At 34.6% G+C, this 25653-nt stretch carries 26 protein-coding genes and 1 riboswitch; of the genes, 18 read left to right on the top strand and 8 right to left on the bottom strand.

Features of this window, described 5'->3' with window-relative positions; all coding sequences use genetic code 11:
• Positions 1–51: 51 nt before the first annotated feature.
• On the bottom strand, positions 52–177 hold the full coding sequence (locus AC3WTI_RS13255; protein ID WP_000540385.1) for a YjcZ family sporulation protein: 126 nt from the start codon (positions 175–177) through the stop codon (positions 52–54).
• A gap of 199 nt (positions 178–376) precedes the next feature.
• Between AC3WTI_RS13255 and AC3WTI_RS13250 the strand changes: the two genes are divergently transcribed.
• From AC3WTI_RS13250 to AC3WTI_RS13240, 3 genes are all read left to right on the top strand, one after another.
• Positions 377–622, top strand: a complete 246-nt coding sequence (locus AC3WTI_RS13250) for a hypothetical protein (protein ID WP_141539698.1) — start codon at positions 377–379, stop codon at positions 620–622.
• Between the two features lie 437 nt (positions 623–1059).
• Positions 1060–1842, top strand: a complete 783-nt coding sequence (locus AC3WTI_RS13245) for a hypothetical protein (RefSeq protein ID WP_253621506.1) — start codon at positions 1060–1062, stop codon at positions 1840–1842.
• Positions 1843–2443: 601 nt separating this feature from the next.
• Complete coding sequence (locus AC3WTI_RS13240; protein ID WP_097840911.1) at positions 2444–3271, top strand: class I SAM-dependent methyltransferase; 828 nt, start codon at positions 2444–2446, stop codon at positions 3269–3271.
• A 485-nt stretch (positions 3272–3756) separates the two neighbouring features.
• Here the strand turns inward: AC3WTI_RS13240 and AC3WTI_RS13235 are convergent, their stop codons facing one another.
• From AC3WTI_RS13235 to AC3WTI_RS13225, 3 genes are all read right to left on the bottom strand, one after another.
• Positions 3757–5163 (bottom strand): alpha/beta hydrolase family protein, encoded by a 1407-nt coding sequence (locus AC3WTI_RS13235; protein ID WP_253621507.1) that lies wholly within the window; start codon positions 5161–5163, stop codon positions 3757–3759.
• 412 nt (positions 5164–5575) lie between these two features.
• Positions 5576–5686: a YjcZ family sporulation protein gene (locus AC3WTI_RS13230; protein ID WP_000505681.1), complete on the bottom strand. Its 111-nt coding sequence runs from the start codon at positions 5684–5686 to the stop codon at positions 5576–5578.
• Between the two features lie 154 nt (positions 5687–5840).
• Positions 5841–6107 carry a YmzC family protein gene (locus AC3WTI_RS13225; RefSeq protein ID WP_097840915.1) on the bottom strand — a complete coding sequence of 89 codons (267 nt, stop codon included), beginning with the start codon at positions 6105–6107 and terminating at the stop codon, positions 5841–5843.
• Between the two features lie 564 nt (positions 6108–6671).
• Here AC3WTI_RS13225 and licT point away from each other — a divergent pair.
• From licT to AC3WTI_RS13185, 8 genes are all read left to right on the top strand, one after another.
• On the top strand, positions 6672–7520 hold the full coding sequence (licT, locus tag AC3WTI_RS13220) for a BglG family transcription antiterminator LicT (protein ID WP_098903331.1): 849 nt from the start codon (positions 6672–6674) through the stop codon (positions 7518–7520).
• 147 nt (positions 7521–7667) lie between these two features.
• Complete coding sequence (locus AC3WTI_RS13215) at positions 7668–9560, top strand: beta-glucoside-specific PTS transporter subunit IIABC (RefSeq protein ID WP_098903330.1); 1893 nt, start codon at positions 7668–7670, stop codon at positions 9558–9560.
• A gap of 95 nt (positions 9561–9655) precedes the next feature.
• Positions 9656–11095: a 6-phospho-beta-glucosidase gene (locus tag AC3WTI_RS13210; protein ID WP_098903329.1), complete on the top strand. Its 1440-nt coding sequence runs from the start codon at positions 9656–9658 to the stop codon at positions 11093–11095.
• A 156-nt stretch (positions 11096–11251) separates the two neighbouring features.
• Positions 11252–11710: a MarR family winged helix-turn-helix transcriptional regulator gene (locus AC3WTI_RS13205; RefSeq protein WP_098346322.1), complete on the top strand. Its 459-nt coding sequence runs from the start codon at positions 11252–11254 to the stop codon at positions 11708–11710.
• A complete protein-coding gene (pssA, locus tag AC3WTI_RS13200; RefSeq protein WP_253621508.1) occupies positions 11703–12287 on the top strand; it encodes a CDP-diacylglycerol--serine O-phosphatidyltransferase in 585 nt (194 codons plus the stop codon). The genes AC3WTI_RS13205 and pssA overlap by 8 nt, the downstream gene beginning before the upstream one ends.
• 22 nt (positions 12288–12309) lie before the next feature.
• A complete protein-coding gene (locus tag AC3WTI_RS13195) occupies positions 12310–12681 on the top strand; it encodes an ATP synthase subunit I (RefSeq protein WP_098903328.1) in 372 nt (123 codons plus the stop codon).
• Positions 12682–12994: 313 nt separating this feature from the next.
• Positions 12995–13645: a VanZ family protein gene (locus AC3WTI_RS13190; protein ID WP_097840921.1), complete on the top strand. Its 651-nt coding sequence runs from the start codon at positions 12995–12997 to the stop codon at positions 13643–13645.
• A 389-nt stretch (positions 13646–14034) separates the two neighbouring features.
• The gene (locus tag AC3WTI_RS13185) at positions 14035–14664 is read left to right on the top strand and encodes a LysE family translocator (RefSeq protein WP_144488364.1); all 630 of its coding nucleotides are present in this window, start codon (positions 14035–14037) and stop codon (positions 14662–14664) included.
• A 204-nt stretch (positions 14665–14868) separates the two neighbouring features.
• On the opposite strand, the gene dhaQ is transcribed toward AC3WTI_RS13185, so the two are convergent.
• Complete coding sequence (gene dhaQ / locus AC3WTI_RS13180; RefSeq protein ID WP_253621509.1) at positions 14869–15867, bottom strand: DhaKLM operon coactivator DhaQ; 999 nt, start codon at positions 15865–15867, stop codon at positions 14869–14871.
• A 19-nt stretch (positions 15868–15886) separates the two neighbouring features.
• On the bottom strand, positions 15887–16453 hold the full coding sequence (gene dhaS / locus AC3WTI_RS13175) for a dihydroxyacetone kinase transcriptional activator DhaS (protein ID WP_000204220.1): 567 nt from the start codon (positions 16451–16453) through the stop codon (positions 15887–15889).
• A 178-nt stretch (positions 16454–16631) separates the two neighbouring features.
• On the opposite strand from dhaS, the gene dhaK reads away from it, so the two are divergent.
• Complete coding sequence (dhaK, locus tag AC3WTI_RS13170) at positions 16632–18383, top strand: dihydroxyacetone kinase subunit DhaK (RefSeq protein WP_253621510.1); 1752 nt, start codon at positions 16632–16634, stop codon at positions 18381–18383.
• Between the two features lie 74 nt (positions 18384–18457).
• Here the strand turns inward: dhaK and AC3WTI_RS13165 are convergent, their stop codons facing one another.
• Complete coding sequence (locus AC3WTI_RS13165; protein WP_098275738.1) at positions 18458–19099, bottom strand: FMN-dependent NADH-azoreductase; 642 nt, start codon at positions 19097–19099, stop codon at positions 18458–18460.
• Positions 19100–19309: 210 nt separating this feature from the next.
• Between AC3WTI_RS13165 and AC3WTI_RS13160 the strand changes: the two genes are divergently transcribed.
• From AC3WTI_RS13160 to AC3WTI_RS13135, 6 genes are all read left to right on the top strand, one after another.
• On the top strand, positions 19310–19816 hold the full coding sequence (locus tag AC3WTI_RS13160) for an RrF2 family transcriptional regulator (protein WP_087957574.1): 507 nt from the start codon (positions 19310–19312) through the stop codon (positions 19814–19816).
• Between the two features lie 203 nt (positions 19817–20019).
• Positions 20020–20409 (top strand): hypothetical protein, encoded by a 390-nt coding sequence (locus AC3WTI_RS13155; RefSeq protein ID WP_029437700.1) that lies wholly within the window; start codon positions 20020–20022, stop codon positions 20407–20409.
• A gap of 318 nt (positions 20410–20727) precedes the next feature.
• Positions 20728–20834, top strand: a riboswitch (SAM riboswitch).
• Positions 20835–20917: 83 nt separating this feature from the next.
• The gene (locus AC3WTI_RS13150; RefSeq protein WP_253621511.1) at positions 20918–21976 is read left to right on the top strand and encodes an LLM class flavin-dependent oxidoreductase; all 1059 of its coding nucleotides are present in this window, start codon (positions 20918–20920) and stop codon (positions 21974–21976) included.
• Positions 21969–22925 carry an ATP-grasp domain-containing protein gene (locus AC3WTI_RS13145; protein WP_097840728.1) on the top strand — a complete coding sequence of 319 codons (957 nt, stop codon included), beginning with the start codon at positions 21969–21971 and terminating at the stop codon, positions 22923–22925. The genes AC3WTI_RS13150 and AC3WTI_RS13145 overlap by 8 nt, the downstream gene beginning before the upstream one ends.
• 465 nt (positions 22926–23390) lie before the next feature.
• Complete coding sequence (locus AC3WTI_RS13140; RefSeq protein WP_087957577.1) at positions 23391–23672, top strand: hypothetical protein; 282 nt, start codon at positions 23391–23393, stop codon at positions 23670–23672.
• A 484-nt stretch (positions 23673–24156) separates the two neighbouring features.
• Positions 24157–25281 carry an HD-GYP domain-containing protein gene (locus tag AC3WTI_RS13135; protein ID WP_253621512.1) on the top strand — a complete coding sequence of 375 codons (1125 nt, stop codon included), beginning with the start codon at positions 24157–24159 and terminating at the stop codon, positions 25279–25281.
• A 153-nt stretch (positions 25282–25434) separates the two neighbouring features.
• On the opposite strand, the gene AC3WTI_RS13130 is transcribed toward AC3WTI_RS13135, so the two are convergent.
• Entirely contained in the window at positions 25435–25545 is a 111-nt protein-coding gene (locus AC3WTI_RS13130; RefSeq protein WP_000540371.1) for a YjcZ family sporulation protein, read from the bottom strand.
• Between the last annotated feature and the right edge of the window lie 108 nt (positions 25546–25653).

Genomic DNA, 25653 nt, shown 5'->3' with positions numbered 1-25653 from the left:
GCTGTACATCTAAAAACACACAAAAAAAGACACTCTCAAGAGTGCCTCCCCTTAGCAGCCGAATCCGCCGCCCCAACAACTAGCTCCTACGATGATTAATAAGATAAAGAGTACAACTAGTAAAGCGAATCCGCCGCCGAAACCGCAGCCACCGCCACAAGTACCGCCATAGCCCATATTAACTCCTCCTTCCCTAAAGACCATTAATTAATGGATTTAATTCACTTTATGTTTTTACGGATAGACTTGAGCAGGTCCTTTTGAAAAATAAAAGGAGCTTAGATTTTAAAAGAGTTGACGACCTTATTTTTGTCACGGGTATTACGCTGATGACATATTGTATTTTATTCTGTGTATTGGGGGAAGGAGGATCTTTATGGCCAATTCTGAAATGATTTTACGATTACTTACGGATTTAAAAATTGAGCAGCAAGCTTTAAAAGAGCAGTTGGAAAAAATACAAACAGCTGTGACTACTCTTGAAGAAAAATCAGCGATTGTGGAAGAGAAACCAAAGACTATTGAAGAAAAACCAGCTGTTGCTGCTACAAAGCAAAGAGCTCATTCTGGACACCCAACATCTTTTCGTGCTTGGAGAGCATCTGCTCAAAGGAATTCATAAAAATATAAGAAAAGAAGACATCAATTAAGATGTCTTCTTTTGCTTGTACAATCCAAATGCGATAAGAAGGTATATATCCATATTGCTTTAAAACTAAGAAGAAAATAACGATTGTCGACTCCTTTTTTAGTATAGCATGTAATAGTAAATATTTTTATGTAATGTTGCATATATGCAGATTATATGATATTATGGTGTATATATTTCAGTTGTCCGGTGCGGAAAACAGAACTTAACGCTTCACCAGCTTTATTATTGGCTGAAATGGAAGAGCAAAATACAAATAAGTGTGTAGATTTAGCGTTATTTGACGTTTACTTAAATAGGGAGTAGCAAAGTTAGCTTAGGGAAAAAGGATTAATATATGTACATGAATAATATTTCTAATTATAATTTTAAGATGAAAGTATTCGTAGCATATGGGGGAATAACAACCAGTGAATAAAAAGGCAACAATTAAAATAGGGGCATTGTTTACAATTTTATTAATGGTATTTCTTTTTTATGGGTATAAGAGTTTAAATAGTTTTTTAGTCTGGAATGAACTCGGTGATGTACAGATGATTTTAAGCGATAAAGAGGTTAAAAACGGTATATACTTTGTAAGGGGAGAGGTATATTCTGAACATGTAACAGGAGATGAAACGCTACTTGCTGATGGGTATGCGGTAGTGAATCGAATTCAAAAGAAAAAAACGACATATTATACACAGACTTCTGCACCCAATCGTTCGTTATGGAGTAACGGCCAAATAACAGCTTTTTATAATGAACCAATACATATTGGAAATAAAGAATTAAAATTAATAAATAAAGAAAATCTGTCTCTTGAAACGCCATTTATGGAATTAAATAGTCAGAATGTCATTTCAACAAGAATAAATGATATTCAGGCGAATACTACAAAGTTAGCAGATGGAAAAAAACGCTTTTATTCATTTAGAGCAGTAGAAAATAAAGAAAATGTAGTTGTACTTGGATTAGTAGAGGGAAAGGTAATAAAAGAATTACCTAGTAGATACGGAAAATGTGTTTATATGGGAAATACTAAGGAGCAAATTATAGATAGCTTAAAGAATGGTAATAACAAAAATTGGATATATTTCGTTGTGCTTCTTATACTAACTAGCATTAGTGGATTCGTATTTTATATGTATGGGAAAGGAAAATGGACAAAAGATGTTTTTGTTTTTACATTTTTCGGACGGAAGGTAAATTAAAGAGGATGCATCTTTGCATCCTCTTTAAAAATTCATATGAGTTCTTTTCGTAAGGAAAGTTCTTCTTCATTTTCATATCAAGTAAATTAAATTTCTTCAATGTTACAGATGATAATTTAGTATAGACGATGAACTGGTAGCATCTGTTTTTGAAACAAGACCAATTGGAGTAGCGCACTATTTTTATAGAATTGAATATACATTTTTCATTCTTGATTTAATATGTTTCTATTCATAAAAAACTCTCCATGTAAAAAGTTGTTTAAAAATGCAAGTCATTCCATTCAACAATCGGGCCATATCCTTGAATAATGGGTTAAACTAGTAGTTGACCTCGTATTTTATAGTCTGTTATATTTATACAAACACTAAAAGGATAGGTGAAGAAGTTCGGCATAGCAGAAGTTTGATTTTCGTGAACTTTGTTATGACTGGAAAAGAGTAAATAAATCAATTTGAAGCAAACTGAAATACGCATTTTTATGTGTTTATTCGGTATGCCCATTTGATTTTTTTACTCTACGGACTTGTTCTCTTTTTTAACCGCAGAGTAAAACTCTGCGGTTTTTTTGTGTTTAAAAATTTTTAGGAGGAAGTTTTTATGAATAATTTATTAAATCAATTGCAGGTACCTTCAAGATTCGAACAAACTGATAATGTTTTTTGGCAAGATCCTTATATTGCTAAAAAATTATTAGAAGTTCATTTAAGCTCTGATACGGAAGGAGCTAGTAGGAGTTTTCAGTTTATTGATAAATCTATTGATTTTATCCAACAAATCGCTCCCAAAACATCTTATCAAAAAGTACTAGACTTAGGTTGTGGTCCAGGCCTTTATAGTGAGCGATTAGCTAGAAAAGGTTATACAGTAACAGGGATAGATTTCTCTGAAAACTCAATTCGTTACGCTAAAGAACAAGCAAAAAAGTTAGATTATAATATTGAATATCGCTATGAAAATTATTTGGAATTAAATGATTCAAATATGTATGACTTGGCCCTATTGATATATTGTGATTATGGTGCTCTTGCGCCTGAAAATCGTAGTAAATTACTTTTTAACATTTGGAACAGTCTGAAGGATGGTGGAAAGTTGTTATTGGATGTTTTCTCTCAAAATAAATTTGATCAGTTCAAGGAAGAACAATATTGGAGTATGAATGAAAATGGTGGTTTCTGGTCAAAGGATTGCTATTTAGCTATCGGGAGAAATCTCAAATATCCTGATAGAGTAACATTAGAACAAACAACAGTGGTAACCGATGAAAAAATAGAAACTTACAACATTTGGTATCAATTCTTCACAAAAGAATTATTCATCAAAGAGGTAACTGCTGTAGGGTTTACTGTAAAAGAAATTTACGATGATGTTTCCGGCGAAACTGGCAACGGAGGGAATCAAACTATAGCCTTATTGTTAGAAAAATAAGGTTACATTGAACAAAGAGAAAGAAATATATGTTATCACTTTTTTCAAAAAGCAATATTTTTTCTTTTTAACAAACGGCAACTTATTCTAGACGCCCAACATCTTTCCTTGATTGGAGAGCATCAACTCAAAAAAATCATAAAAATATAAGAAAAGAAGACATCAACTGTGATGTCTTCTTTTGCTAGTACAATCCAAATGCGACAAGAAGGTATATATCCATATTGCTTTAAAACTAAGAAGAAAATAGCGATTTTCGATTCCTTTTTTAGTATAGCATGTAATAGTAAATATTTTTATGTAATATTGCATATATATGGATTATATAATTTAAATCTTATATATTTTAGTTGTCTGTTATTTGTTTTAATTCATTTACTTATATTATTTTTTGAGTGCCCCAGTGATGGGGCCTTTTTTTATAATTGTGTGAAAGCAGAAACCCCTCAAGTATAAGGAGGGGTTACATAACTAGGAAAAGATTATTAATGTTTCATGAGAGGAAGGTCAGGATATTGCTTCTGAATTTCTTCTAAATGATTTTGGTTTATCCCTTTTAAATTTTGATCGAAAAAGCTAGTTACTAGTTTATTAATGAGTGTATAATTTGCCGCTACATCTTCGTCTGGTTCGTTAATAATAGGTGAAAATGCTGCTAAATCTGTAAAACTAGTATGGTTTGTTTTTGGAATTACTACTGTGTATACGCCAGGTTTTTCAATCGTTTTATTTCTTAAATAGACTATTTCCAATAATTCATTTTGGGTTCCGGTTATCTTTTGATTCTCAGCCTCTTTCATAAAATGAATGGTAGCTTCAGCATTCATCAACATGAATGGTTTTTGAGGACCGTCTTTAGGCATTGGATCGCCATACAATCCGCCATCCATATCAATTGCAGCCTTAATACGCGCATCCTTTACTAACATTTGTGCGGAAGTTGCTCCGCCAAAAGAGTGACCGAACATTCCGATTTTGTCATAGTTAATTAAGTTTGCGATAGTTTTAAAACTTTTATCGAAATTACCTTCTATTACTTCGTTTAAAACAAAAGTAGTATCCTGTTCCCATTTTTCAACTATGGTATTTAAGGCAGTAGGTGTATATTCAATTGGTATAGAGTCTATACGGTTTCCGTTAGGGAAAATCGTTGTTGCTGCGTATCCTGTGAAATTAAGAGCGATTACGACATAGCCTTGACTAGCTAATTCCTCTAACTGGAATGTATTTTGTTGACCGTATAATCCCATTCCATGGCCGAATAAGAGGAGGGGGAATTTTTCTTTAGCTTGAAGTGGCGTAGCATCTTGATAAGAATGTGTTTTGGTCAGCCCTAAATGTGTCGTTACGATATACGGAGCACCGTTTGTTACTGCCAATTGTTCAGCCAGCTCGTTTATGTTCTTAAAATAGGCAGAAGGGTTCCCAGATCCTTTTTCGGCAGGATAGTATACTTGTATCATTAACTCACGATTTCCATGATTATTTGGTACAGTGGTTTCTTTTCGATTTGTATCAATTAAATGAAAAGCTTTCGTTCCTACTGTATATTTTCCAGTAGGCTCAGGGAGTGTTAAGATCGGAAAAAGTAAAGGTAATGTAAACATTGCGATAGCGGTTACGATAATTCCTAAACCTTTTAAAACTTTCATCACTAACTTTTTAGAAACGGCTGTAGTTTTTGGTTTCAAAAAAACTTGTAATGTTAAAACGAACAATAAGAAATAGGCGGGGATCATACGCCAGTTTGCGCCAATTACAATGATGGTGGCAAATAAGAATGCATAATTGATCAGTAAAATGACTACATTTTTTTTCGTCAAACCTCGTTCGATAAAGATGGGAGTGATGCTACACAAAAGTAATACAGCAATAAAAATGATTTCTAACATTTTTAGCTTTTAGCTCCTTTCCAAATTATATAAAAATAGATTGATAATTTATAACATTATCAATTATATAACTATCATTGATGATTGTATGCATGTAAGTAAGTTTAGAATGTTTTTACATGACATCTTAAAAAAAGTACTCATGCGAGTACTTTTTCTTAAATGAATTATTATTTGTTTTTAAACCGTTCCCCATAAATGATAAACCATACCGAAAACAAAAAAAGCTAGTCCTACAAATAAAACGATTAAAGCAAGCATCCCGTTTTTATTATGCTCCATAAAGTCAGCTCCTTTTTAAGTTGTATACAAAAAGCCTTTAGTCATAATTATGGCTAAAGGCTCCATTTCTCATACTCTTTCGTTTACAAAGAAAAGACACCCATATAAGAGTGTCTTTTCCAATAGTTTTTTAGCAGAAGCAAGAAGCTCCAACGATGATTAATAAAATGAATAACACAACTAATAATGCAAATCCTCCAGCAAAACCGCAGCCTCCACCGCAACTACCACCAAATCCCATAATAGTTCCTCCTTTAATAAGAGGGGAAAACAAAGGGTCACTCGTGTTTTTTAACGGATTCCATTTACTTTATGTTTTGACGTATAAACATGAGCAGGTCCTTTTGAAAATAAAAAAAGACACCTTGAGGTGCCTTTTGTCCAATGTAATTTCATTAATATTCGTTAGCATAAAATTCATTTATTAGTTTTATTTCATTTGTATCTGGGTCAAACTTAAATATTTTAATTTGATTCGAGTCGTCTTTATAGGCAAATGTATTATCTCCAACTTGGGTCATATTGCTAATGTTTAAGCTAGGATCACTACCATGGTCAGTGATTTCCACAGTTTTCTCACGATCCCAAAATGCAATGACAATGATCAAGATAATAAGGCATACACGTATGAACCGCAGTTCTCTGGCTACAGGATGCTCCATATGATAGTCTCCTTCTTCGGTTAATAGATTTTGTGTATAAAAGAGATATTTTCCATGAGAATATAAATAAAAAAGACACTGTAAACAGTGTCTTTTTTATCTAATTTATGCGCATTGCTTAATAAGACGCTAGTTCCTCAGTATGAATATGAGTAACTATGTAGGGTAGTTCTATTATAACATTTTAACCATTAATGGGTCTATATGGAATTTTATCGATATTTATGTTTGATTATTCAGAGTGATACATGTGGTGAAATATGTAAGTTACCTACAGTAATTGTAAAATATAATGATGTATATAACTAGTCTTGTAATGAATTCAAGCAACAGCTGATTAACGGTTAGTATTTTCTTTGTAAAAAAATATTCAATAATTTATCATTGCAACCGCTTACTCTTTGTGTATAATAAAGGTAAGTTAATAAGTAAAAGGATTGTTACTGTTCGGCAGGCAAAACCTAAATTGATCTAGAGGCTACGGGTGTAGTGTGGCTTTTGGAATCAGTTTAGGTTTTTTTATTACCTTTTGTGACTTTAAGAAGAAGAAGAAGGCGGAACAATATGAGGATCCATAAAATCTTAAATAACAATGTTGTTTGTACGATGAAGGATAATGAGACAGAAGTTGTACTGATGGGCAGAGGTTTGGGATTTCAGAAAAAAGTCGGCGATGCGATTGATGAATCTAAGATAGAAAAGACCTTTGTGCTAGAAACAAAAGAATTATCAGAGAAACTTGCTAGGTTGCTAACTGAAATTCCTGTAGAAAATTTAGAGATTACAGAGAGAATTATTCAGTTTGCTAAGACTGTTTTGCCGGGGACTTTAAGTGATTATATTTATCTTACATTAACGGATCACTTAAGTTTCGCCTTAACTCGGCATAAAGAAGGAATGGATCTCAAAAATACTTTGCTTTGGGAGATTAAGAGGTTTTATCAGAAAGAGTTTGAAATTGGTCTACAAGCTTTGAACATAATTAAAGAAGAGACTGGGTTTACACTTTCTGAAGATGAGGCAGGGTCAATTGCCTTGCATTTCGTGAATGCGCAGCAAGGAGAGCCGGCGATGCAACAAACGGTAGCGATGACGAAAATCGTCCAAGATATTTTAAATGTTGTAAAGTACCACTATAAGATGAACTTAGATGAAAGTTCATTTAATTATAGCCGCTTTGTAACGCACTTACGATATTTTGCGCAGCGTTTAATGCAGAAGGAATTGAACTCGGCTGATGATGATTTTTTATACGAGCAAGTGAAAAGTAAGTATGAAGAGGCATATTGTTGTACAGAAAAAATCGAAGCATACTTACGAAAAGCACATAATAGTCATCTTTCAAAAGATGAAAAGGTGTACTTGACGTTGCACATTCATCGTGTAACGAAACGCAATGAATTATGTAATTGAATAAACGGGATTGTTACTGTTTGGCAGGCAAAACCTAAATTGACTTGTAATGGAGTGATTCGTATGTATCACGCCGTTAAGGTTAGTTTAGGTTTTTTCTTTTATAAAAAATAATAAATGGGATGATTGTAGGGAGGGAAAGTTACTATGAAGTATGAAAAATTAGCAAAAGACATACTGAAGAATGTTGGCGGGAGAGAAAATATACATAGCGTTGTACATTGTATAACTCGTTTACGATTTCAGTTAAAAGATGAGGGGAAAGCAAATACAGAAGTACTGAAAAGTATGGAAGATATTGTGACTGTTATGAAAAGCGGTGGACAATATCAAGTTGTAATTGGTAACCATGTATCCGACGTATATAAAGCGGTTATTGCTGCTGGAGGGTTTCAAGAAACAGAGGAAGAAAATGCGAGTGAGAAGAAAAAGAGTAGTCTTATAGATATTCTTTCTAGCATTTTCACTCCTATTTTAGGTGTGTTAGCTGCAACTGGGATGATTAAGGGATTTAATGCTCTATTTGTAGCGTTAGGCTTGTTAAGTACACAATCAGGAACGTATCAAATATTAAATGCAGTTGGCGATTCGTTATTTTATTTCTTCCCGATCTTCCTTGGATATACAGCAAGTAAGAAATTCGGGGGATCACCATTCATCGGTATGGCGATTGGAGGAGCTTTAGTTTATCCGGCTTTATCCGGTTTAAAAGCAAGTGAGCCATTATATACGTTATTTGCAGGAACGATGTTTGAATCACCAATTCATATTACGTTTTTAGGAATACCAGTTATTTTAATGAACTATGCATCATCTGTTATTCCAATTATTCTCGCTGCTTATTTTGGAGCAAAAGTAGAACAGTCGTTAAAGAAAGTGATTCCAGATGTTGTGAAAACATTTTTATTACCATTCTTCACATTATTAATCGTTGTACCAGTTACATTTCTCGTTATTGGCCCAATTGCGACGTGGGCAGGACAGTTTTTAGGACAGGCGACGCTTTGGGTTTATCATGCAAGCCCATTAGTAGCGGGTGCTTTACTCGGTGCTTTCTGGCAAGTACTTGTCATATTTGGCCTTCATTGGGGCGTTGTTCCGATTGGCTATAACAATTTAGCAGTAAACGGTGTGGATCCGATATTAGCACTTATATTTGCCGCTTCATTTGCTCAAATTGGTGCTGTGCTTGGTGTTTGGATGAAAACGAAAGACAAGAAATTAAAAACACTTAGCATTCCAGCTTTTATTTCAGGTATTTTCGGCGTTACAGAGCCGGCAATTTATGGGATTACACTTCCTCTTAAAAAGCCGTTTATTATGAGCTGTATCGCTGGAGGCATTGGCGGCGCAATACTTGGCGTATTTGGTACACAAGTTTATATGACAGGTGGACTTGGTATATTTACGCTTCCGACATTTATTAGTCCGAAAGATGGGATTACAGCTGGATTTTGGGGAGCAATTATTTCGATAGTTGTTTCTCTAATAGTAGGTTTTGTTCTAACTTACTTATTTGGTTTTACGAAAAAACAAACATCTACAGAAACAGCTGAAACAATTGATAAAATCGCTGCATCAAACGATGATGAAGTAATCTTTAGCCCTTTCCATGGCGCTGTTATGCCGCTTCAAAATATTGACGATGCTGCATTTGCATCAGGTGCGCTAGGTGAAGGAGTTGCGATTGAGCCTTCAGAAGGAAAGTTGTTTTCACCAGTTTCAGGTACGATTTCTGCGCTGTTCCCAACAAATCATGCGGTAGGAATTACGGCGGATTCAGGTGCTGAAATTTTAATCCATATTGGAATGGATACTGTGAAATTAAATGGCGAATTTTTCTCTTCTCATATTGAACAAGGAGCAAGAGTAGAAAAAGGGCAATTACTTATCGAATTTAATATAGCTGAAATTCAAAAGGCGGGTTATATTGTGACAACACCAGTTGTTGTTACAAATTATGATAAATATAGCATCAAAAAAACGGAAATAGAAAAGATTCAAGCAGGAGATTCCTTACTAAAGTTAGGAGTTAAATAGTAGTTACATTTCATACAGGTTCAAACGAAGAAAGGTATTCTTTAAAACTTACAATAGCTTTCCTCGTTCATTCTTATATAAAGGAGTTTTTCTATATGTCTAAAGTTAATTTTCCAAAAGGATTTTTATGGGGTGGAGCAACTGCAGCCAATCAAGTTGAAGGAGCATATGTAGAAGACGGAAAAGGATTAACGACGGTTGATCTATTACCAACTGGTGAAAATCGTTGGGATATTATGAAAGGAAATATTCATTCCTTTACACCAGTAGAAGGAGAGTTTTACCCGTCACATGAAGCGATTGATTTTTATCATCGTTATAAAGAAGATATCGCTCTATTTGCAGAAATGGGATTTAAAGCGTTACGTGTATCTATTGCGTGGACGCGTATTTTCCCAAGTGGTGAAGATGAAAAGCCAAATGAAGCAGGATTACTGTTTTATGATAATTTGTTTGATGAACTGTTAAAGCACGGTATTGAACCAGTTGTTACGATGGCTCACTTCGATGTACCTGTTCATTTAGTAGAAAAGTATGGAAGCTGGAGAAGTAGAAAGCTTGTAAACTTCTTCGAGACGTACGCAAAAACGATTTTTAATAGATATAAAGATAAAGTGAAATATTGGATGACGTTTAATGAAATTAATATGCTTTTACATTTACCTTTCATGGGAGCAGGTCTAGCGTTTAAAGAAGGGGATAATAAAAAACAAATTCAGTATCAAGCAGCGCATCACCAACTTGTTGCAAGTGCGTTAGCTGTAAAAGCGTGTCATGAAATCATTCCAGATGCAAAAATCGGTTGTATGCTTGCGGCAGGTGCGACATATCCGTACACATGTAATCCAGATGACGTACTTCGTGCAATGGAACAAGACCGTGAATCATTCTTCTTCATAGATGTACAAGCAAGAGGAGCATATCCTGGATACGCAAAACGCTTCTTTAAAGATAACAATTTAGCAATTGAAATGGAAAAAGAAGACGAGGAAATTTTAAAAGAGCATACGGTTGATTATATTGGCTTTAGCTACTATTCAAGCCGAGCAACAAGCACAGATCCAGAAGTGTTAAAAAGCATAACGAGCGGGAATGTATTCGGTTCTGTTGAAAATCCGTATCTTGAAAAATCAGAGTGGGGATGGACGATTGATCCGAAAGGCTTCCGTATTACAGCGAACCAACTGTACGATCGTTACCAAAAACCGTTATTTGTTGTTGAAAATGGTCTCGGTGCAATCGATCAATTAAATGGTGAAGATGAAGTGAATGATGAATACCGTATTGATTACCTAGAGAAGCATATGATTGAAATGTCCGAAGCGATTCAAGATGGAGTAGATATTATCGGATATACAAGCTGGGGCCCAATTGACCTTGTAAGTGCTTCTACTGGAGAAATGAAAAAACGTTACGGATATATATACGTTGATAAAGATAATGAAGGAAAAGGTTCATTAAAAAGATCGAAGAAGAAAAGCTTCGATTGGTATAAAGAAGTAATTAAGACGAACGGTAAGAGTTTGGAGTCTTAAGTATGAAAAGGAGACATCTTAATGGATGTCTTCTTTTTCATTGTGAATAAAGCATGGAGCGATATTTCCCTTTACACAAACATAAAGGTATAATATAGTTTAGTTAAGTGAACTAAACTATTAAAAAACGAAATAACAGCATGGAGGAAGAACGCTATGACGAGATCATATAAAGAAGTAATTAATGAAATGAATCGAGCCTACACGGAACTCTACATTTTACTATTTCAAGATTTAAAGGATGAGTTCGGTCTTACTGGGCAGCAAGAGAGCATGCTATTTCATATTCATTTAAATGAAAACACAACAGCAAATAACATTGCGAGTACGTTTAATATAACGAAAAGTGCGGTGAGCCAAGTTTTATCGAAATTGGAAAAGCAACAGATGATTTCAAAACAAGTTAATCCGAATAATAAAAGGGAGTATTTCCTTACACTTGGTCCAAACGGTAGTAAGTATATGGAGCAATTGTCGAAGTTAGATGATGTATTAATCGAGAAATATTTCTCAAAAATTGATATCGAAGCTTTGCAACAAATGACTGATACGTTAACAAAAATAAATAAAGTGATATTGGAAGAAAAGCAGAAGGATCTTGAGTCTAATGAGTAAAACCCGGGAAGAAGCAATTAGTAGAAAGGAGGAGAAGCGTGTGATGAGTTACATACCGAATATGCTTACGATAGCAAACTTTGTGTGTGGGCTTTTGGCTATTCACGCTGTTTTCGTTCACGATATGTATGGTGCAGTTATGTTCATTATTACAGGTATGGTATTTGATCTGTTTGATGGTATGGTCGCTCGGAAACTTGATGCTGTTTCGGAAATAGGCGGAGAGCTAGACTCATTTGCGGACTTAGTGACTTTCGGTGTGGCACCATCTATTCTTGCCTATAGTGTCGCTTTAAAAGATTTGCAATCGATCGGGATGATATGTGCGCTCGCGTATAGTATTTGCGGAATGCTGCGGCTTGCTAGATTTAATACAGTACAAAGCAAACTCCCAACATTCATCGGAATGCCCATTCCATTTGCGGCAATGTGTCTCCTCATTTTATGCCTCTTAAATAACCCAGTTTCCGTGGCATTTGGCACATGCGTACTTGCTTATTTAATGGTGAGCAAAATCAAATTCCCCCATTTTAAAAAAGATATATCGGAAAGCTTGAAGTCCGAAAGATGGGATTAATAGGAAAGATAAGGAGCATAACATGATTCGTATGGCATTAAGATCATTCAACATACAAATATATTGTTTGCTAGGCGTGATGTTACTGGGATGGTTGATGACACCTTTTCGAGCCCAGTTTGTAGGGATAAGCATCGGCCTTTTAGTTAGTATGTACTGCGCCTGGATTTTAGGAAGACGTATCGAAAAGTTCGGAAATAGCATCGTAAAAAAAGAAAAAGCACCGATGCTTGGAATGATAAATCGGTTCGCAGCTGCCATACTCGGTGCGATTATTATGTATGAAATTGAACACCGTGAGTACATGTGGACATTTGCTGCTGGAATTATGAGTGGGTACTTCTTGGTTATTATTAATTTGGGGTATTACAGTATGAGGGATGCGAAGGAATAGAGTGAAAACTAAGTTTAAGCATACTGTTTCCTAACAATGAATAGCGGATTATTAAGAAGAGCAATAATAAAACCCAACATAAATTTTAAGAAAAATTTTATATTTACCCCACTTTTTATTTTAAAAGTTTTCCTTATCCTATAAACAAGTTACATCAAGGAGGAGACTGAAAATGAAGGAGTGGGAATTTTTTATTTTTAATATATCCCCGATATCCGAAGACAAAGTAGAAGATTAAATATATGAACAAAGTACCAGTTCTTAAACTATGTTCTTAAATAATAGATGAAAATGTAAAGTTAGGGGATTCCACATGCATACAGAAGTTTTGATGAGTTATTTGTATACTTATTTTTTTACAATTATGTTTTGTATTGTATTTCAAATTGGATGTTATTTTAAAGCGAAAAGAACTATATCTATTCGGCATTTTCTATGGGTATATGTTTTTCTGTTCTACCTTTCGCTCGTGTATAAGGTGACGCAAATCGCGACTGTATGGGATATAAGTAGATATGAAACGTGGATTCGTGTAAATCAAATTAATTTGACTCTATTTGATACGGCAGGTAGTACGACGTATCTTTTAAACATTGTACTGTTTATGCCGTTCGGTTTTTTACTACCGACTATTTGGCCGCAGTTTAGAAAAATGAAAAACACCGTATGCGCGGGATTCTTTTTTTCATTGGCAATTGAGTTAAATCAATTATTAAATAATAGAATTACGGATATTGATGATTTATTTACGAATACCCTTGGGGCAATTATTGGGTATGTCTTATATAAAATATTATATACAGCGTTATTTAAATTGATATTGAAAAGAGCGGAAAAAAAGCTTGATACGAACTCTCCTGTAGTCATAAAATACGAGGCTGTTTTTTGTCTAGTATGTTCATTTGTAGGTGCGATGTTCATTTATCATCCAGCTTTATTTGGAAGACCTGTCATCCTTCAGTGAGGTGATTATGCCCTTGTGCGATTTCGTTTATCCCGCTTTAATGGGCAGTAAGACCCCACCTCAAAATTCAGCGAAAGTGAAGAAGTTAGGTAGGGGATCAACTGCCCATAAAAGTCCGATTGGTTCAACTAATAATCAGTGGGGGATGAAGAAAACCCCCACTGATTAAAGTTTCACTTTATCCCGCTATTTGCTGGGCAGTAAGATCCCTACCTCAAAATTCAGCGAAAGAAAAGAAGTTAGGTCGGGGTTGGGCTGCCCGTAAAAGCATGATTGGTTGTAAATCAAAAATCCACTAACTTTATTGAATAAATAGAAAATACTTTCTTTTTTCGTTTGTTTAATTTAATATCAATAAGGGCACCAAAAAAATAGATAGAGGTGCTAAAATGTACGGTATTATTAATTATGAAGTGTTTTTACTAACAGGAATTTTATTGAATTTAATTCCTGGTGCGGACACCATGTATATTGTGGGGAGAAGTATTTCACAAGGTAGAAAAGCAGGTGTGTATTCTGTTTTTGGTATTATTACTGGTTCTTTAGTTCATACGTTGTTGGTTGCTTTTGGTTTATCTATTATACTTACAAAATCCATTGTGCTATTTAACATCATTAAGGTTATAGGTGTTATCTATCTTGTATATTTAGGGATTAAAATGATACTTGATAAGACAAATGTAGATTTCCAAGCTTCATCCAATAAATTAAACATTAGAAAGATATATATACAAGGGCTTTTAACAAGTCTTACGAATCCAAAAGTCTCTTTATTCTTTATTGCGTTTCTTCCGCAATTTATAGATACAAAGGCTTCAGGTCCTATGCCTTTTATCATCTTAGGACTTACTTTTACAGTAACTGGACTATTATGGTGTTTATTTGTTGCTTATTTCTCTTCATATGGTACAAAAAAATTAAGAGGAAACCAAAAGGTAGGAATGATTCTAAATAAGATAACAGGACTGATTTTTATTGGTATGGGGTTAAAGTTGCTTCAAACAAAAGCTCCTCAATAAACCTGAATAACATAAAAATGCCCCCTTTCAAGAGATGTAATCTTAGGTTTAGGCTAATTTCTACATACTAAAAAGTCCCTTTAACTTTGAAGGGACTTTTTGCTTGTTATGTTGAGTTATCTAAAAGTTCATTTCAAGGTGAGGGTCGGTCTGCCCGTAAAAGCCCGATTGGTGAGGGCTGATTAAAGTTTCACTTTATTTCTATTACCAACTAGCAGTTTCCGTATTTTCTTTCAACCACTTCACCCAATCCAAATCCTCTACTTTAAGCAAACTAAGCGAAACACCTTTCATATCTAAAGAAGTTAGAAGGGTACCGACTTTTACGAATGTAATCTGTAATCCTTCCAGCTCGCATAAACGGCGAATGTCATTTGCGAAAATGTATTGTTCCATTAATGGTGTCGCACCGAGTCCATTAATGAGAATGGCGAAGTTGTCACCTTTTCTCCAGCGGTAAATACTTTTTAGTTTGTTCATCAGTTCAATCGCTAATATTTCAGAAGAGGATAGCGCTTCTTTACGGTAACCTTTTTCGCCATGAATACCGACGCCGTAAAAGACTTCATCTTCGTTTAATGTGAATGAAGCTTGTCCTTTCACTGGATCGTTGGCAGGTGAAAGGGCGACTCCTAATGTGTGTAAGTTTTCAGTGATAGAACGGCCGATTGCAGTCAGTTCTTCTAAAGAATGACTTTCAAGAGCGGCCGCACCTAATATTTTTTGAACGAAAACAGTACCAGCGACGCCGCGTCTTCTTTTATTAAAAGAAGCATCATCTTCAATTGAAACATCGTCATTTACGATGATATGGTCAATTTGTCTTCCTTCTTCTTTGGTAATTTGTTCTGCAGCTAGAAAATTTGCTACGTCATCTTTAAAGTTTTTGATGATGAATAAAATGCTTTTATCTTTTGGTATGAGGCGAGTTGCTGCGACAATTTGTTCCACTGTTGGCGGAGTGAAGATGCTTCCGTTTACTGCCGCCGTAAGCATTCCTTTTCCTACATAACCAATATCAGCAGGCTCATGTCCGCTACCACCACCGCTTATGATAACAACGTTTTGCTTCAGTTTTTCGATACCTTTTACATAAATGATGTTATTTGTTTCGTCGTAATTTACTTTGTCGTTATGTTCAAAATAAAAGCCATGCAACATATCTTGAACGATATGTTGTACATCATTCATAATCTTTTTCATTGCTTTTGCCACCCTTTAATTACTTTGCTGATTGTTCCAGTAATAGTAGTAATTGATTGTTTATCATATTTTTCATGAGAGAAGACATAATGGACGGATCTACTTCGCACTTGCTTTCAATCCAATCTTTTATCGTTCCAACGAAGCCGTGACTATAAAAGGAGGCAATCGTATTTTTTGTCTCATCAGAAAGGCTGAATCCGCAGCTCACAGATAGTTCATCAATAATCTTCATATATAAGTTTTTCGTATGCTCAAATAAATAGTGATTAAACGAGTTTTGTTCAATGACTTTAAAAGCATTTCGGTAAAATTTTTGATTTTCATAAAAGTAATCAAATAATAAATCGAAAATGTTTTCCCACGTTTCATAGTCGAGAAAGTCGATGATGTTTTCTTTCGTTTCTTCCCTATAAATCCAGCTTAATAGTTCAAATTTATCTTTAAAATGATAATAAAAAGTTTGCCTACGCATTTGACAGTGTAACATAATATCGCTTACTGATATTTTATGAAATGACTCTGTTTCCATTAAATACTTCAATGAGTTCGCGATTATCTTTTTAGAAATTATAGAAGAGGTCATGTGAATCATCCCTAGAATGTTATTAATATGAAAATCCTACCGAGAAATGAGAGCGGTGTCTTTAGACAGATTGTCCATTTTGTCCGTTTACTATAAAACGCTTTCATTTTAACATGAGTAGTAAGAAGAAGATTTCAAATATATCACAATATATTAAAGGAATTGAGGGAGAATCACAATGAAAAAGATTATAAACAAACCAGAAACATTAGTAATGGAAATGTGCAACGGAATGGTTATGGCGCACCCAGAGCTTGAGCTTTTGAAAAAATATAAAGTCATTAAGAAGAAAGAAATGAACGAAAATAAAGTAACATTAATTAGTGGCGGCGGGAGTGGTCATGAGCCAGCGCATGCAGGACTAGTCGGAAAAGGAATGTTAGATGCGGCAGTGTGCGGAGATGTGTTTGCTTCGCCTTCACAAATTCAGGTGTATCAAGCAATTAAAGAGACAGCTAGTAAAAAAGGTACGTTATTAATTATTAAAAATTACAGCGGCGATATTATGAATTTCAAAAACGGTGCGCATTTAGCGACTGAAGATGGAATTGAAGTCGACTACGTAAAAGTGGACGATGATATTGCAGTAGAAGATAGTTTGTATACAGTAGGACGCCGCGGCGTTGCGGGCGTTATTCTCGTTCATAAAATTGCCGGCGCAGCAGCGGAAGTAGGTATGGATTTAGGAGCGGTAAAAGCTGTCGCAGAAAAAGCAGCGGCTAACGTGCGCACAATCGGTTCAGCATTAACGTCTTGTACAGTTCCAGCGAGCGGATCACCTACTTTCACACTTGCGGAAGATGAAATGGAATACGGCGTAGGTATTCACGGTGAGCCAGGAATTAAACGTGAAAAAATGTTGTCAGCAGATGAATTAGCGAACCGTATGACAAATGATCTTGTAAAAGATTTAGGAGTAAAAGATGGCGAAGAAATCGCGCTTCTAGTTAACGGTTTTGGCGGAACACCACTGCAGGAACTTTACTTATTTAATAATGCAGTGACGAGAGAATTAGCTGCAAGAAACATTAAAATTAATAGAGTATTCGTCGGTAACTATATGACGAGTATCGATATGGCTGGTATGTCTTTAACTGTAATGAAATTAGATGATGAGTTAAAAACATTACTATCAAAAGAATGTAATACACCAGCGTTTAAAGTAGATGGACCAGTTGAAAGTGTAGAGTACGTGAATGTGCTTGAAGATACAGAAGAGAAGGAAGTTTCCTTTGAACTAGAAACGGCAGAAGAGCATGCTGTTATTAAAAATAATGTCATCACATTAAACAACATGATTTATCTCGTTGATAAAATGAGCGACGTTATTATTAAAAATGAAGTACCGTTCTGTGAGTTAGACACACATGCAGGTGACGGCGATTTCGGAATGAGTGTAGCAAAAGGATTTAAGCAATTAAAACGTGAGTGGCATTCTATTGTAGATCAAGAGAATGTAACGATCGGATCGTTCCTTGACGGTTGTTCGATGATTATTATGGAGCATTGCGGCGGCGCATCAGGTCCAATTTGGGGCGGAGCATTCCGCGCAGCTAGTAAAGCAGCAGGCGAGAAGCGTGAGTTAACAGTGAAAGAATTCGCTGAAATGTTGCAAGCAGCTCTTCAAGGTATACAATCTATTGGTGAAAGATCGTTCGGTAGAGGAGCAGTAGTTGGTGACAAAACACTTGTTGACGCACTTGCTCCATGTGTAGACTCTTGGCTAGCTAGCGCTGCAAACGAAGAAGACATGAAAACTGCCTTCGAAAAAGGTGCAGAAGCAGCGGTTAAAGGAGCAGAGTATACGAAAGAAATCGTAGCTCGCATGGGCCGCGCTGGTACAGTTGGTGAAAGAAGCTTAGGCTATCCAGATGCAGGTGCACATGCACTTGGAGTTATCTTTACGGAGATTGCGGGTAGTTTGAAATAGGAATAGGAAAGTCCCCTCTGCCTTGTGGTGGAGGGGTTCTTTATTTATAACCATCATTCTTCCAGTGAAAAAATTTATTTGTTAGCCAACCTAGAAGCCGCCTCTTCAACTTCTTTATACGCATTTTGTAATACTTCATTTGGATCTAGTACTGCTGTTCCTTGGGCACGAACGATTTGATAATCTTCAATACCAAGGAAATTAAACATTGCTTTTAAATATTTATGAGAGTATTCCACTTCTGTATACCAATCATCATTTGTATAAATTCCTCCACTTGCTTGTATAACAAGCATTCTTCTTCCATCTTTAAGTAATCCGACTGATCCAGTTTCAGTATATTTAAATGTTTCACGTGCAATCATGATATTGTCCATGTAATCTTTTAACTTTGATGGAATATTAAAGTTGTGCAAAGGTAATACGATAACATACGTATTTGCACTTTTAAATTGTTGTAAAATCTCGGACATACGCTCTGTTACTTTTTGTTCTTCATCAGTTAACTTTTGTCCATTTCCTTGCTTTTCCCATGCGCTTAAAACAGTTTTATCTATCATTGGTACTACATCATCGTATAAATTAATCTGTTCAATCGTTTCATTATTAGGAATTAATTCTTTATAAGATACTAAAAAGTGGTTAAGAACCTTAATGCTGACTGATGATGGATCATCCACTTTCGGATGTGCGTTGATAATAAGTGTTTTGTTCATTTGTATTTCCCCTTTTTAAAAATTTTTACGTTTCAATTAAAGACAACATTAATCGTCGATTAATGTTGTCTTTAATATAAACTCCGAAATTATTTTTGTCAAATGAAATACATACTATTCTAAAAGAGCCCTTTTTTATTTGACTAAAATTCTAAATGGTCCTAAGATACAATTTGATAACCCTTAAAATAAAAAGCAGGTGATTTGTATATGCAATATAGTGTTGGGGTTGAATATGCCTTGCATTGCCTAGTTTATTTAATTAATACTCCTTCCAAGGAAAGTGTTGGAATAAAGGATTTGGCAGAGTTTCAAGGACTTTCTGAAACATTCCTTTCAAAAGTTTTCGGTAAATTATCTAAAGCTGACATTGTGAATTCTGTCCCAGGTGTAAAGGGAGGATATAGGTTAGCTAAGTCTCCAGAAGATATTTCTTTTTGGGATGTAATAGAAGCTGTCGAAGGTCCAAAGCCTATTTTTCAATGTAAAAATATTGTGCAGAATGGTCTATTATATCGAGATGAGGCTTGTAATTCTTGTGAACCTAGCAATTCTTCTTGTACAATTAACTTAGTAATGCTTGAAGCAGAAGAACACATGCGTGAGTTTCTTCGTAAAAAGACTCTTGCATGGTTAGATCAAGAACTTGATATTGTTTTACCTGAAAAGATAAGGGTAGATACTCGTGAATACTTCAAACAAAAAAACTCTAACTAAATCGCCATGACGAATTAGTTAGAGTTTTTTTGTTTTTTAACAATATCGATCAACTTTTATTTGTCTAGTTTAAAGTCTATTTCTATTGCCAATTTGATTTCTTCACATACGTACCACATATCAGTAATTTGTCCCTATCAAAATGAACATCTTTTGCATCTAATATATTGTAAATATATTTTATTTTGAAAGGATGTGATTATATGGCTCATAAATCTACTGGAGTGTTTCGAGTTCCGGTTTCTGAAAATGGGATTATTCCAACTGCTCTCAACATTATGTTAAACAATGATTCACGCTGCCATACTAGTAATGTAACGGTAACTGTTAAGAGAAGTCCAAACACTTCTTTTCCAACTCAAAATGAATTAGTTGAAATCTCTCGTACTTTTGTTTCTTTAGAACCAAACAGAACAACTAAGATTGTGTTGTTTACGCCAGAATTCCAAATAGAAGATTTTCTTGATGTTATTATTAGTGGAAATAAAGATGATGTTAAGGATGTTCTTGTATATTCTTTTTTAGCAGATTCAGCAGGTCACAATCTGCCATCTACTGTTTTCAGAAATGCAGAATACACTTTTGCTTGCTGACAACGTGATGATGTATTCTTTACTGTCATATATCTGAAGGGGAATGTTAAATAGGAGTTGATTTAACTTTTATTTGGCTTCTCCAAATAAGTTTGCTTTAGTTAAATAAACAAGGAACCGACTAATAGGTTCCTTGTTTATTTGCATGTAACATGAAATTTCGTGTCTATTATTCCGCAAGCAAAACAACATAATACCCTTATAAATCTCTATAACAATATGATTTTTCTGCATATCATTTAATGTATATCGGAAAAATAAGTATTAAAGGATTGATTTTTATTATTCTGATGATTATAATAAATGAAAATCAAACAATTCTTATGTTGAGAAGTGGAGGGACGGGCCCTATGAAACTTCGGCAACCTCGTTTTAGACGAAAGGTGCCAAATCCTGCAGGTGAAAAAACACCTGAAAGATAAGAGCGGTTCACTTAGTTAAGAAGGCTACTCTTATTTCGATAAGAGTAGCTTTTTTTATGGCTAAAAGCATAAAGGGGGAATAGATAGTGGAGTATGGTTTTTGGTTACCGGTTTTTGGAGGATGGCTTCGAAATGTGGATGATGAATCTATGCCGCCTACGTTTGAGTATGCAAAACAAACAGCGCAAGCGGCAGAGCAATTAGGTTTTTCAACAACACTTATTGCGGAATTAAACTTAAATGATATAAAAGGTGTGTCAGCACCAAGTTTAGAAGCGTGGACAACTGCGGCAGCACTTGCAGCAGTAACTAATAAATTAGAGATTATGACAGCTGTAAGACCTGGTTTCCACAATCCAGCAGTTACAGCGAAAATGGCAGCAAATATCGATCAATTAAGTAATGGTCGTTTTACATTAAATGTAGTTTCAGCATGGTGGGAAGAAGAAGCGAGACAGTACGGCGGGTTATTTACCGCACATGATGAAAGATATGATCGCACAGAGGAATTTGTAACAATTTTGAAGGGGCTTTGGAAAGAAGAAGAGTTTTCTTATAAAGGGAATTTTTATGAGCTACAGCATACACATTTAAGTCCGAAACCTGTGCAGAAACAAGGCATCAAGCTTTATGCAGGTGGTGAGAGTGAGCGAGGAAAAGAGGTCATTGTAAATCACGCGGATGCATATGTAATGCACGGGGGAACAGTGGAAGAAGTAGCTGTGAAAATAGAAGATATGAAGAATCGTAGAAAGAAAGTGACAGAGGAGCCATTGCAATCATTTGGGCTTGCAGCTTACGTCATTTGTCGTGATACAGAAGAAGAGGCGTTAGAAGAATGGAGACGCATAACGGATGTGAAAGATGATGCGTTAGGTTACGCGGGTTACCAAGATTTTGTGAGTAAATCGCAGTTGGAACAGCAAGTGAAGCTCAATGATTATTCCGTATCGAATCGCGGGTTACGTCCTAATTTAATCGGAACACCAGAACAAATTGCAGAAAGAATACTTGCTTTTGAAGAAGTCGGTGTTACGTTATTGCTTTTACAATTTTCACCACAGCTTGAAGAGATGAAACGATTTTCTGAAAAAGTGATGCCATTAGTTGAAGCAAAAAGAAAGGAATTGATTACAAATGAGTAAAATTTACATATTGCATGAGAATAAGGAATGGACGAATCATTTAGTAAAAAGATTGGAAGAACTGGAGTTACCGTATGAGGAGTGGCTTTTAAATGAAGGAACACTTTCATTAGAACAAGAACCTCCAAAAGGTGTTTTTTATAGCCGCATGAGTGCCTCTTCACATACGAGAGGGCATCGATATGCACCTGAATTGACTGAAGGAGTTCTTGCTTGGCTAGAGGGATACGGGCGCACAGTATTTAATGGGTCTCGTGCTTTACGTCTTGAAGTAAGTAAATTGAATCAATATGCAGCATTAAGAAAATTTGGGATACAAGTGCCGAAAACAATTGGTGCTGTTGGCCGTGATCATATAGTAAAAGCAGCAAGGGAGTTAGGAGAAGTACCGTTCATTACAAAGCATAACCGTGCAGGTAAAGGCCTTGGTGTTCAACTCTTTTATTCCATTGATGCTTTAGAACAATATTTGGACGGTCCGGCGTTTGAAGAACCCATTGATGGAATCACTTTAATCCAGCAATATATTGAAGCGCCAGAACCATATATTACACGTTGTGAGTTTGTAGGCGGTCAGTTTGTATATGCGGTTAAAGTAGATACATCAGAAGGGTTTGAACTTTGTCCAGCAGATGCATGTTCGATTCAAGATGCTTTCTGCCCAGTAGGAGAAGAGAGTAAGACTGAAGCGCCAACAAAATTTGAAATTATATCAGACTTCCACGAGCCAATTATTGAACAATACAAAGAGTTTTTGAAAGAAAATGAAATTACCGTTGCTGGTATTGAATTTATTCGCAGTGCGGATGGAACAATTTATACGTATGATATTAATACAAACACAAACTATAATTCTGACGCAGAGTCTGTAGCGAATCAATTTGGTATGCTTGAGCTTGCTACATTCCTTGGAAGAGAATTAGAAAAACAAGTAGAGTCAGTTAAATAATCTATAAGTTTCTAGTGAAAACTTTTGTTAAAGTAATCGTTGTCCTATGACCAAGTTTAGAATATCCAGATGCAGGTGCGCATACGTTTGAAGAGATTGTGAGTAAGTTTGAAATAGGAGTAAGAAGATCCCCTCTAGCTTAAGCTAGAGGGAATCTTCTTACTCCTATATATATTCCAATAATTGTTTCTATTGTATTGAGAATAATAGCATCTGCATCAAAAAAACGGCTTATAAAAGGAATTATCCAACGTAACATATAAATGTATCGTAAAGGTGAATAGGTCTATATTTTGTTTTTAGATAGATATAATTTGAGGGTATTTTGATAATATTTCCTCTAATAGAATTGTATGATAAGCTGTATATAACTGTATATTGTGAGGGCGGGAGGCTGCTATCCTTTTTCTGATTTTATATAAGAAAAAATTATCTGAGCTTTAATGGAAATGGAGAATATATTATATGATTTTAGGAATTTCATATTTTGATATTTTTTGTATTGTAGTAATTGTCTCATTTTTCTTGATTTTTTGGAGATTGAATGTATGGTATAACAAAAAACATAATGTTCCTAAGGTTTTTCAATGGTTTCCTAGAAAATGGGGTAAAAGAAAAGTTGCAGAGCATTTATCACAATTAAATGAAAAGCTAGCGGCTGAAGGTAAAGGTATTTGGGTTACAATCTATGCTATAGATTTATACATTGTAACTATTCCTTGTACAGTCAAAAAATATAAATCTTAATAAATATATTTAAAGAAAAGACCTTTTAATTAAAATAAAAGGCCTTTTCTTTTTATAAATGTTAAAAGTGATTTGTTGAGTCCATGTGTTTATGTGGAGAAAGTCACTTGAGTTTGATGAGATAGAGGGAGATTGTAGTGAAGTGAACCGTGTAATAAAAAAGAGCTTAGCAAAGGGGAAAAAACAACGGGGTTATTTAAAATGATAATCAAAGATGTGGATTTTTTGTGATGAATACTTATTCATGGTTGATTAACGTAATGTCCTATCATCGGTAGCAAGAAAAAGGCGAATTCCTACTTTCAAAAGGAATTCGCCTTTTTCTATAACCCTATTTATCTTTTTATACATTCCTATCATGGTGGTACCGTATTTATAAGTTATGAGAAAGGGTGTTTTTTGCACTATTATCTATTCTTGGATATTATTAATAATATCTATATGAGCTTATTTTTTTTATTAAAAAGGTTTGGCGGTGTGTAAAATGATTAAAGGTATTAAAAATATTGAAACGAAAGAACCGATAAAAATGTTTCTATTGATTCCCTGTAGTATTCTTTTGTTTGATAATATTTATCAACATTTTATTCTTAGAAAGGATTTTTCACTACAGAAACTTTTATTTGAACTCGTATTTTTATTTATTTTTATTTCATTTATTTTATATAATAAGTGTTTACAAAAAATAAATAAACAAATGTTTACAAAATATATTTTTCTTGGAGTAAGTATTATGTATCTTTTAGCATACGATCTTATGTTTATACGTAATCCAGATGCTTCTTTACATATCCCTTATTTAGAGTGCTTCTTAGTAATTTCTGCACCTTTATTTTTAAGTATTCATTATCTTCTATGGGTATCTATTTGTATGATATGTAGATTTTTAATTGCTATTTATTATTTTGAAATTAACTATCCAATATCATTAATATTATTGTTTCTAACAATTTTTGTTACGTCATTATTTGTATTTCTTTCATTAAAATTTTTAGTACAAAAAATTAAAGTATCCTATGAAAAACAAATGAAAGAAACAGCTTTATCGATAATGAGGATAATGGAATTAAAGGATCAATATACGAAAGGACATAGTGAACGTGTAGCAAATTATGCTACTATTCTTGCTAAAGAAACAAATGAATATGAGGATAATTCTTTAAAACAATTTCATTTTATTTGTTTATTACATGATATAGGGAAAATAGGTATTCCTGATGAAGTTTTAAAGAAAGCATCTTCTCTTACAGAAGAAGAATATAATCTTATTAAGACACACCCACGATTAGGATTAGAAGTTTTTAAAAATATATCTTTAATAAAAGGTAGTGAAGACATAATTCTTTCTCATCATGAAAGATGGGATGGAAAGGGCTATCCTCAAAAACTAAAAGGAAATCAAATACCATTATGCGCAAGAATTGTTGCAATAGCAGATGCATTTGATGCAATGACTTCTTCAAGAGCATATCGTTCAGCCCTATCTCCTGAAGAAGCTTATAGACGTATTATAGAAGGATCTGGTACACAATTTGATCCTGCTATGGTAGAGGTTTTCAAAAAGGTATTTCCTTTGTGGGAGAAAATGGTCCCAAATTCTTTTAGTTAACACCTCATGTCTTACATCGATTCATATTTGAGGTATGACGAATGCGAAAAATAAAAAAACCGAATCAAATCGTGATAAAAATTTGGAACCCAATAATGAATAAGGCACATAAAGAAAAGGTACCTATATATAGGTACCTTTTCTAATAGTTTTTTAGCAGAAACAACTGCATCCGATAATGATTAATAGAATAAATAGTACAACTAATAGAGCAAATCCTCCAGCGAAACCGCAGCCTTCGCCGCAACTACCACCATATCCCATAACAATAGTGCCTCCTTTAGATAAGAGGGGAAAACTAGGGTTCATTCCATTGATTTTAACGGGTTCAATTCACTTTATGTTTTAAAGAACAAATGGAGCAGGTCCTTT

This window comes from Bacillus sp. EB106-02-03-XG38, assembly GCF_058792175.1.
The sequence above is the reverse complement of the archived record's forward strand: the minus strand, read 5'-3'. Positions and strand labels throughout refer to the sequence as shown.

Excerpts from the sequence above, each read along its gene's own strand:
- AC3WTI_RS13255 (WP_000540385.1), bottom strand. The coding sequence starts at position 177 with ATGGGCTATGGCGGTACTTGTGGCGGTGGCTGCGGTTTCGGCGGCGGA.
- AC3WTI_RS13250 (WP_141539698.1), top strand. The coding sequence starts at position 377 with ATGGCCAATTCTGAAATGATTTTACGATTACTTACGGATTTAAAAATT.
- AC3WTI_RS13240 (WP_097840911.1), top strand. The coding sequence starts at position 2,444 with ATGAATAATTTATTAAATCAATTGCAGGTACCTTCAAGATTCGAACAA.
- AC3WTI_RS13235 (WP_253621507.1), bottom strand. The coding sequence starts at position 5,163 with ATGTTAGAAATCATTTTTATTGCTGTATTACTTTTGTGTAGCATCACT.
- AC3WTI_RS13230 (WP_000505681.1), bottom strand. The coding sequence starts at position 5,686 with ATGGGATTTGGTGGTAGTTGCGGTGGAGGCTGCGGTTTTGCTGGAGGA.
- AC3WTI_RS13225 (WP_097840915.1), bottom strand. The coding sequence starts at position 6,107 with ATGGAGCATCCTGTAGCCAGAGAACTGCGGTTCATACGTGTATGCCTT.
- licT (WP_098903331.1), top strand. The coding sequence starts at position 6,672 with ATGAGGATCCATAAAATCTTAAATAACAATGTTGTTTGTACGATGAAG.
- AC3WTI_RS13215 (WP_098903330.1), top strand. The coding sequence starts at position 7,668 with ATGAAGTATGAAAAATTAGCAAAAGACATACTGAAGAATGTTGGCGGG.
- AC3WTI_RS13210 (WP_098903329.1), top strand. The coding sequence starts at position 9,656 with ATGTCTAAAGTTAATTTTCCAAAAGGATTTTTATGGGGTGGAGCAACT.
- AC3WTI_RS13205 (WP_098346322.1), top strand. The coding sequence starts at position 11,252 with ATGACGAGATCATATAAAGAAGTAATTAATGAAATGAATCGAGCCTAC.
- pssA (WP_253621508.1), top strand. The coding sequence starts at position 11,703 with ATGAGTAAAACCCGGGAAGAAGCAATTAGTAGAAAGGAGGAGAAGCGT.
- AC3WTI_RS13195 (WP_098903328.1), top strand. The coding sequence starts at position 12,310 with ATGATTCGTATGGCATTAAGATCATTCAACATACAAATATATTGTTTG.
- AC3WTI_RS13190 (WP_097840921.1), top strand. The coding sequence starts at position 12,995 with ATGCATACAGAAGTTTTGATGAGTTATTTGTATACTTATTTTTTTACA.
- AC3WTI_RS13185 (WP_144488364.1), top strand. The coding sequence starts at position 14,035 with ATGTACGGTATTATTAATTATGAAGTGTTTTTACTAACAGGAATTTTA.
- dhaQ (WP_253621509.1), bottom strand. The coding sequence starts at position 15,867 with ATGAAAAAGATTATGAATGATGTACAACATATCGTTCAAGATATGTTG.
- dhaS (WP_000204220.1), bottom strand. The coding sequence starts at position 16,453 with ATGACCTCTTCTATAATTTCTAAAAAGATAATCGCGAACTCATTGAAG.
- dhaK (WP_253621510.1), top strand. The coding sequence starts at position 16,632 with ATGAAAAAGATTATAAACAAACCAGAAACATTAGTAATGGAAATGTGC.
- AC3WTI_RS13165 (WP_098275738.1), bottom strand. The coding sequence starts at position 19,099 with ATGAACAAAACACTTATTATCAACGCACATCCGAAAGTGGATGATCCA.
- AC3WTI_RS13160 (WP_087957574.1), top strand. The coding sequence starts at position 19,310 with ATGCAATATAGTGTTGGGGTTGAATATGCCTTGCATTGCCTAGTTTAT.
- AC3WTI_RS13155 (WP_029437700.1), top strand. The coding sequence starts at position 20,020 with ATGGCTCATAAATCTACTGGAGTGTTTCGAGTTCCGGTTTCTGAAAAT.
- AC3WTI_RS13145 (WP_097840728.1), top strand. The coding sequence starts at position 21,969 with ATGAGTAAAATTTACATATTGCATGAGAATAAGGAATGGACGAATCAT.
- AC3WTI_RS13140 (WP_087957577.1), top strand. The coding sequence starts at position 23,391 with ATGATTTTAGGAATTTCATATTTTGATATTTTTTGTATTGTAGTAATT.
- AC3WTI_RS13135 (WP_253621512.1), top strand. The coding sequence starts at position 24,157 with ATGATTAAAGGTATTAAAAATATTGAAACGAAAGAACCGATAAAAATG.
- AC3WTI_RS13130 (WP_000540371.1), bottom strand. The coding sequence starts at position 25,545 with ATGGGATATGGTGGTAGTTGCGGCGAAGGCTGCGGTTTCGCTGGAGGA.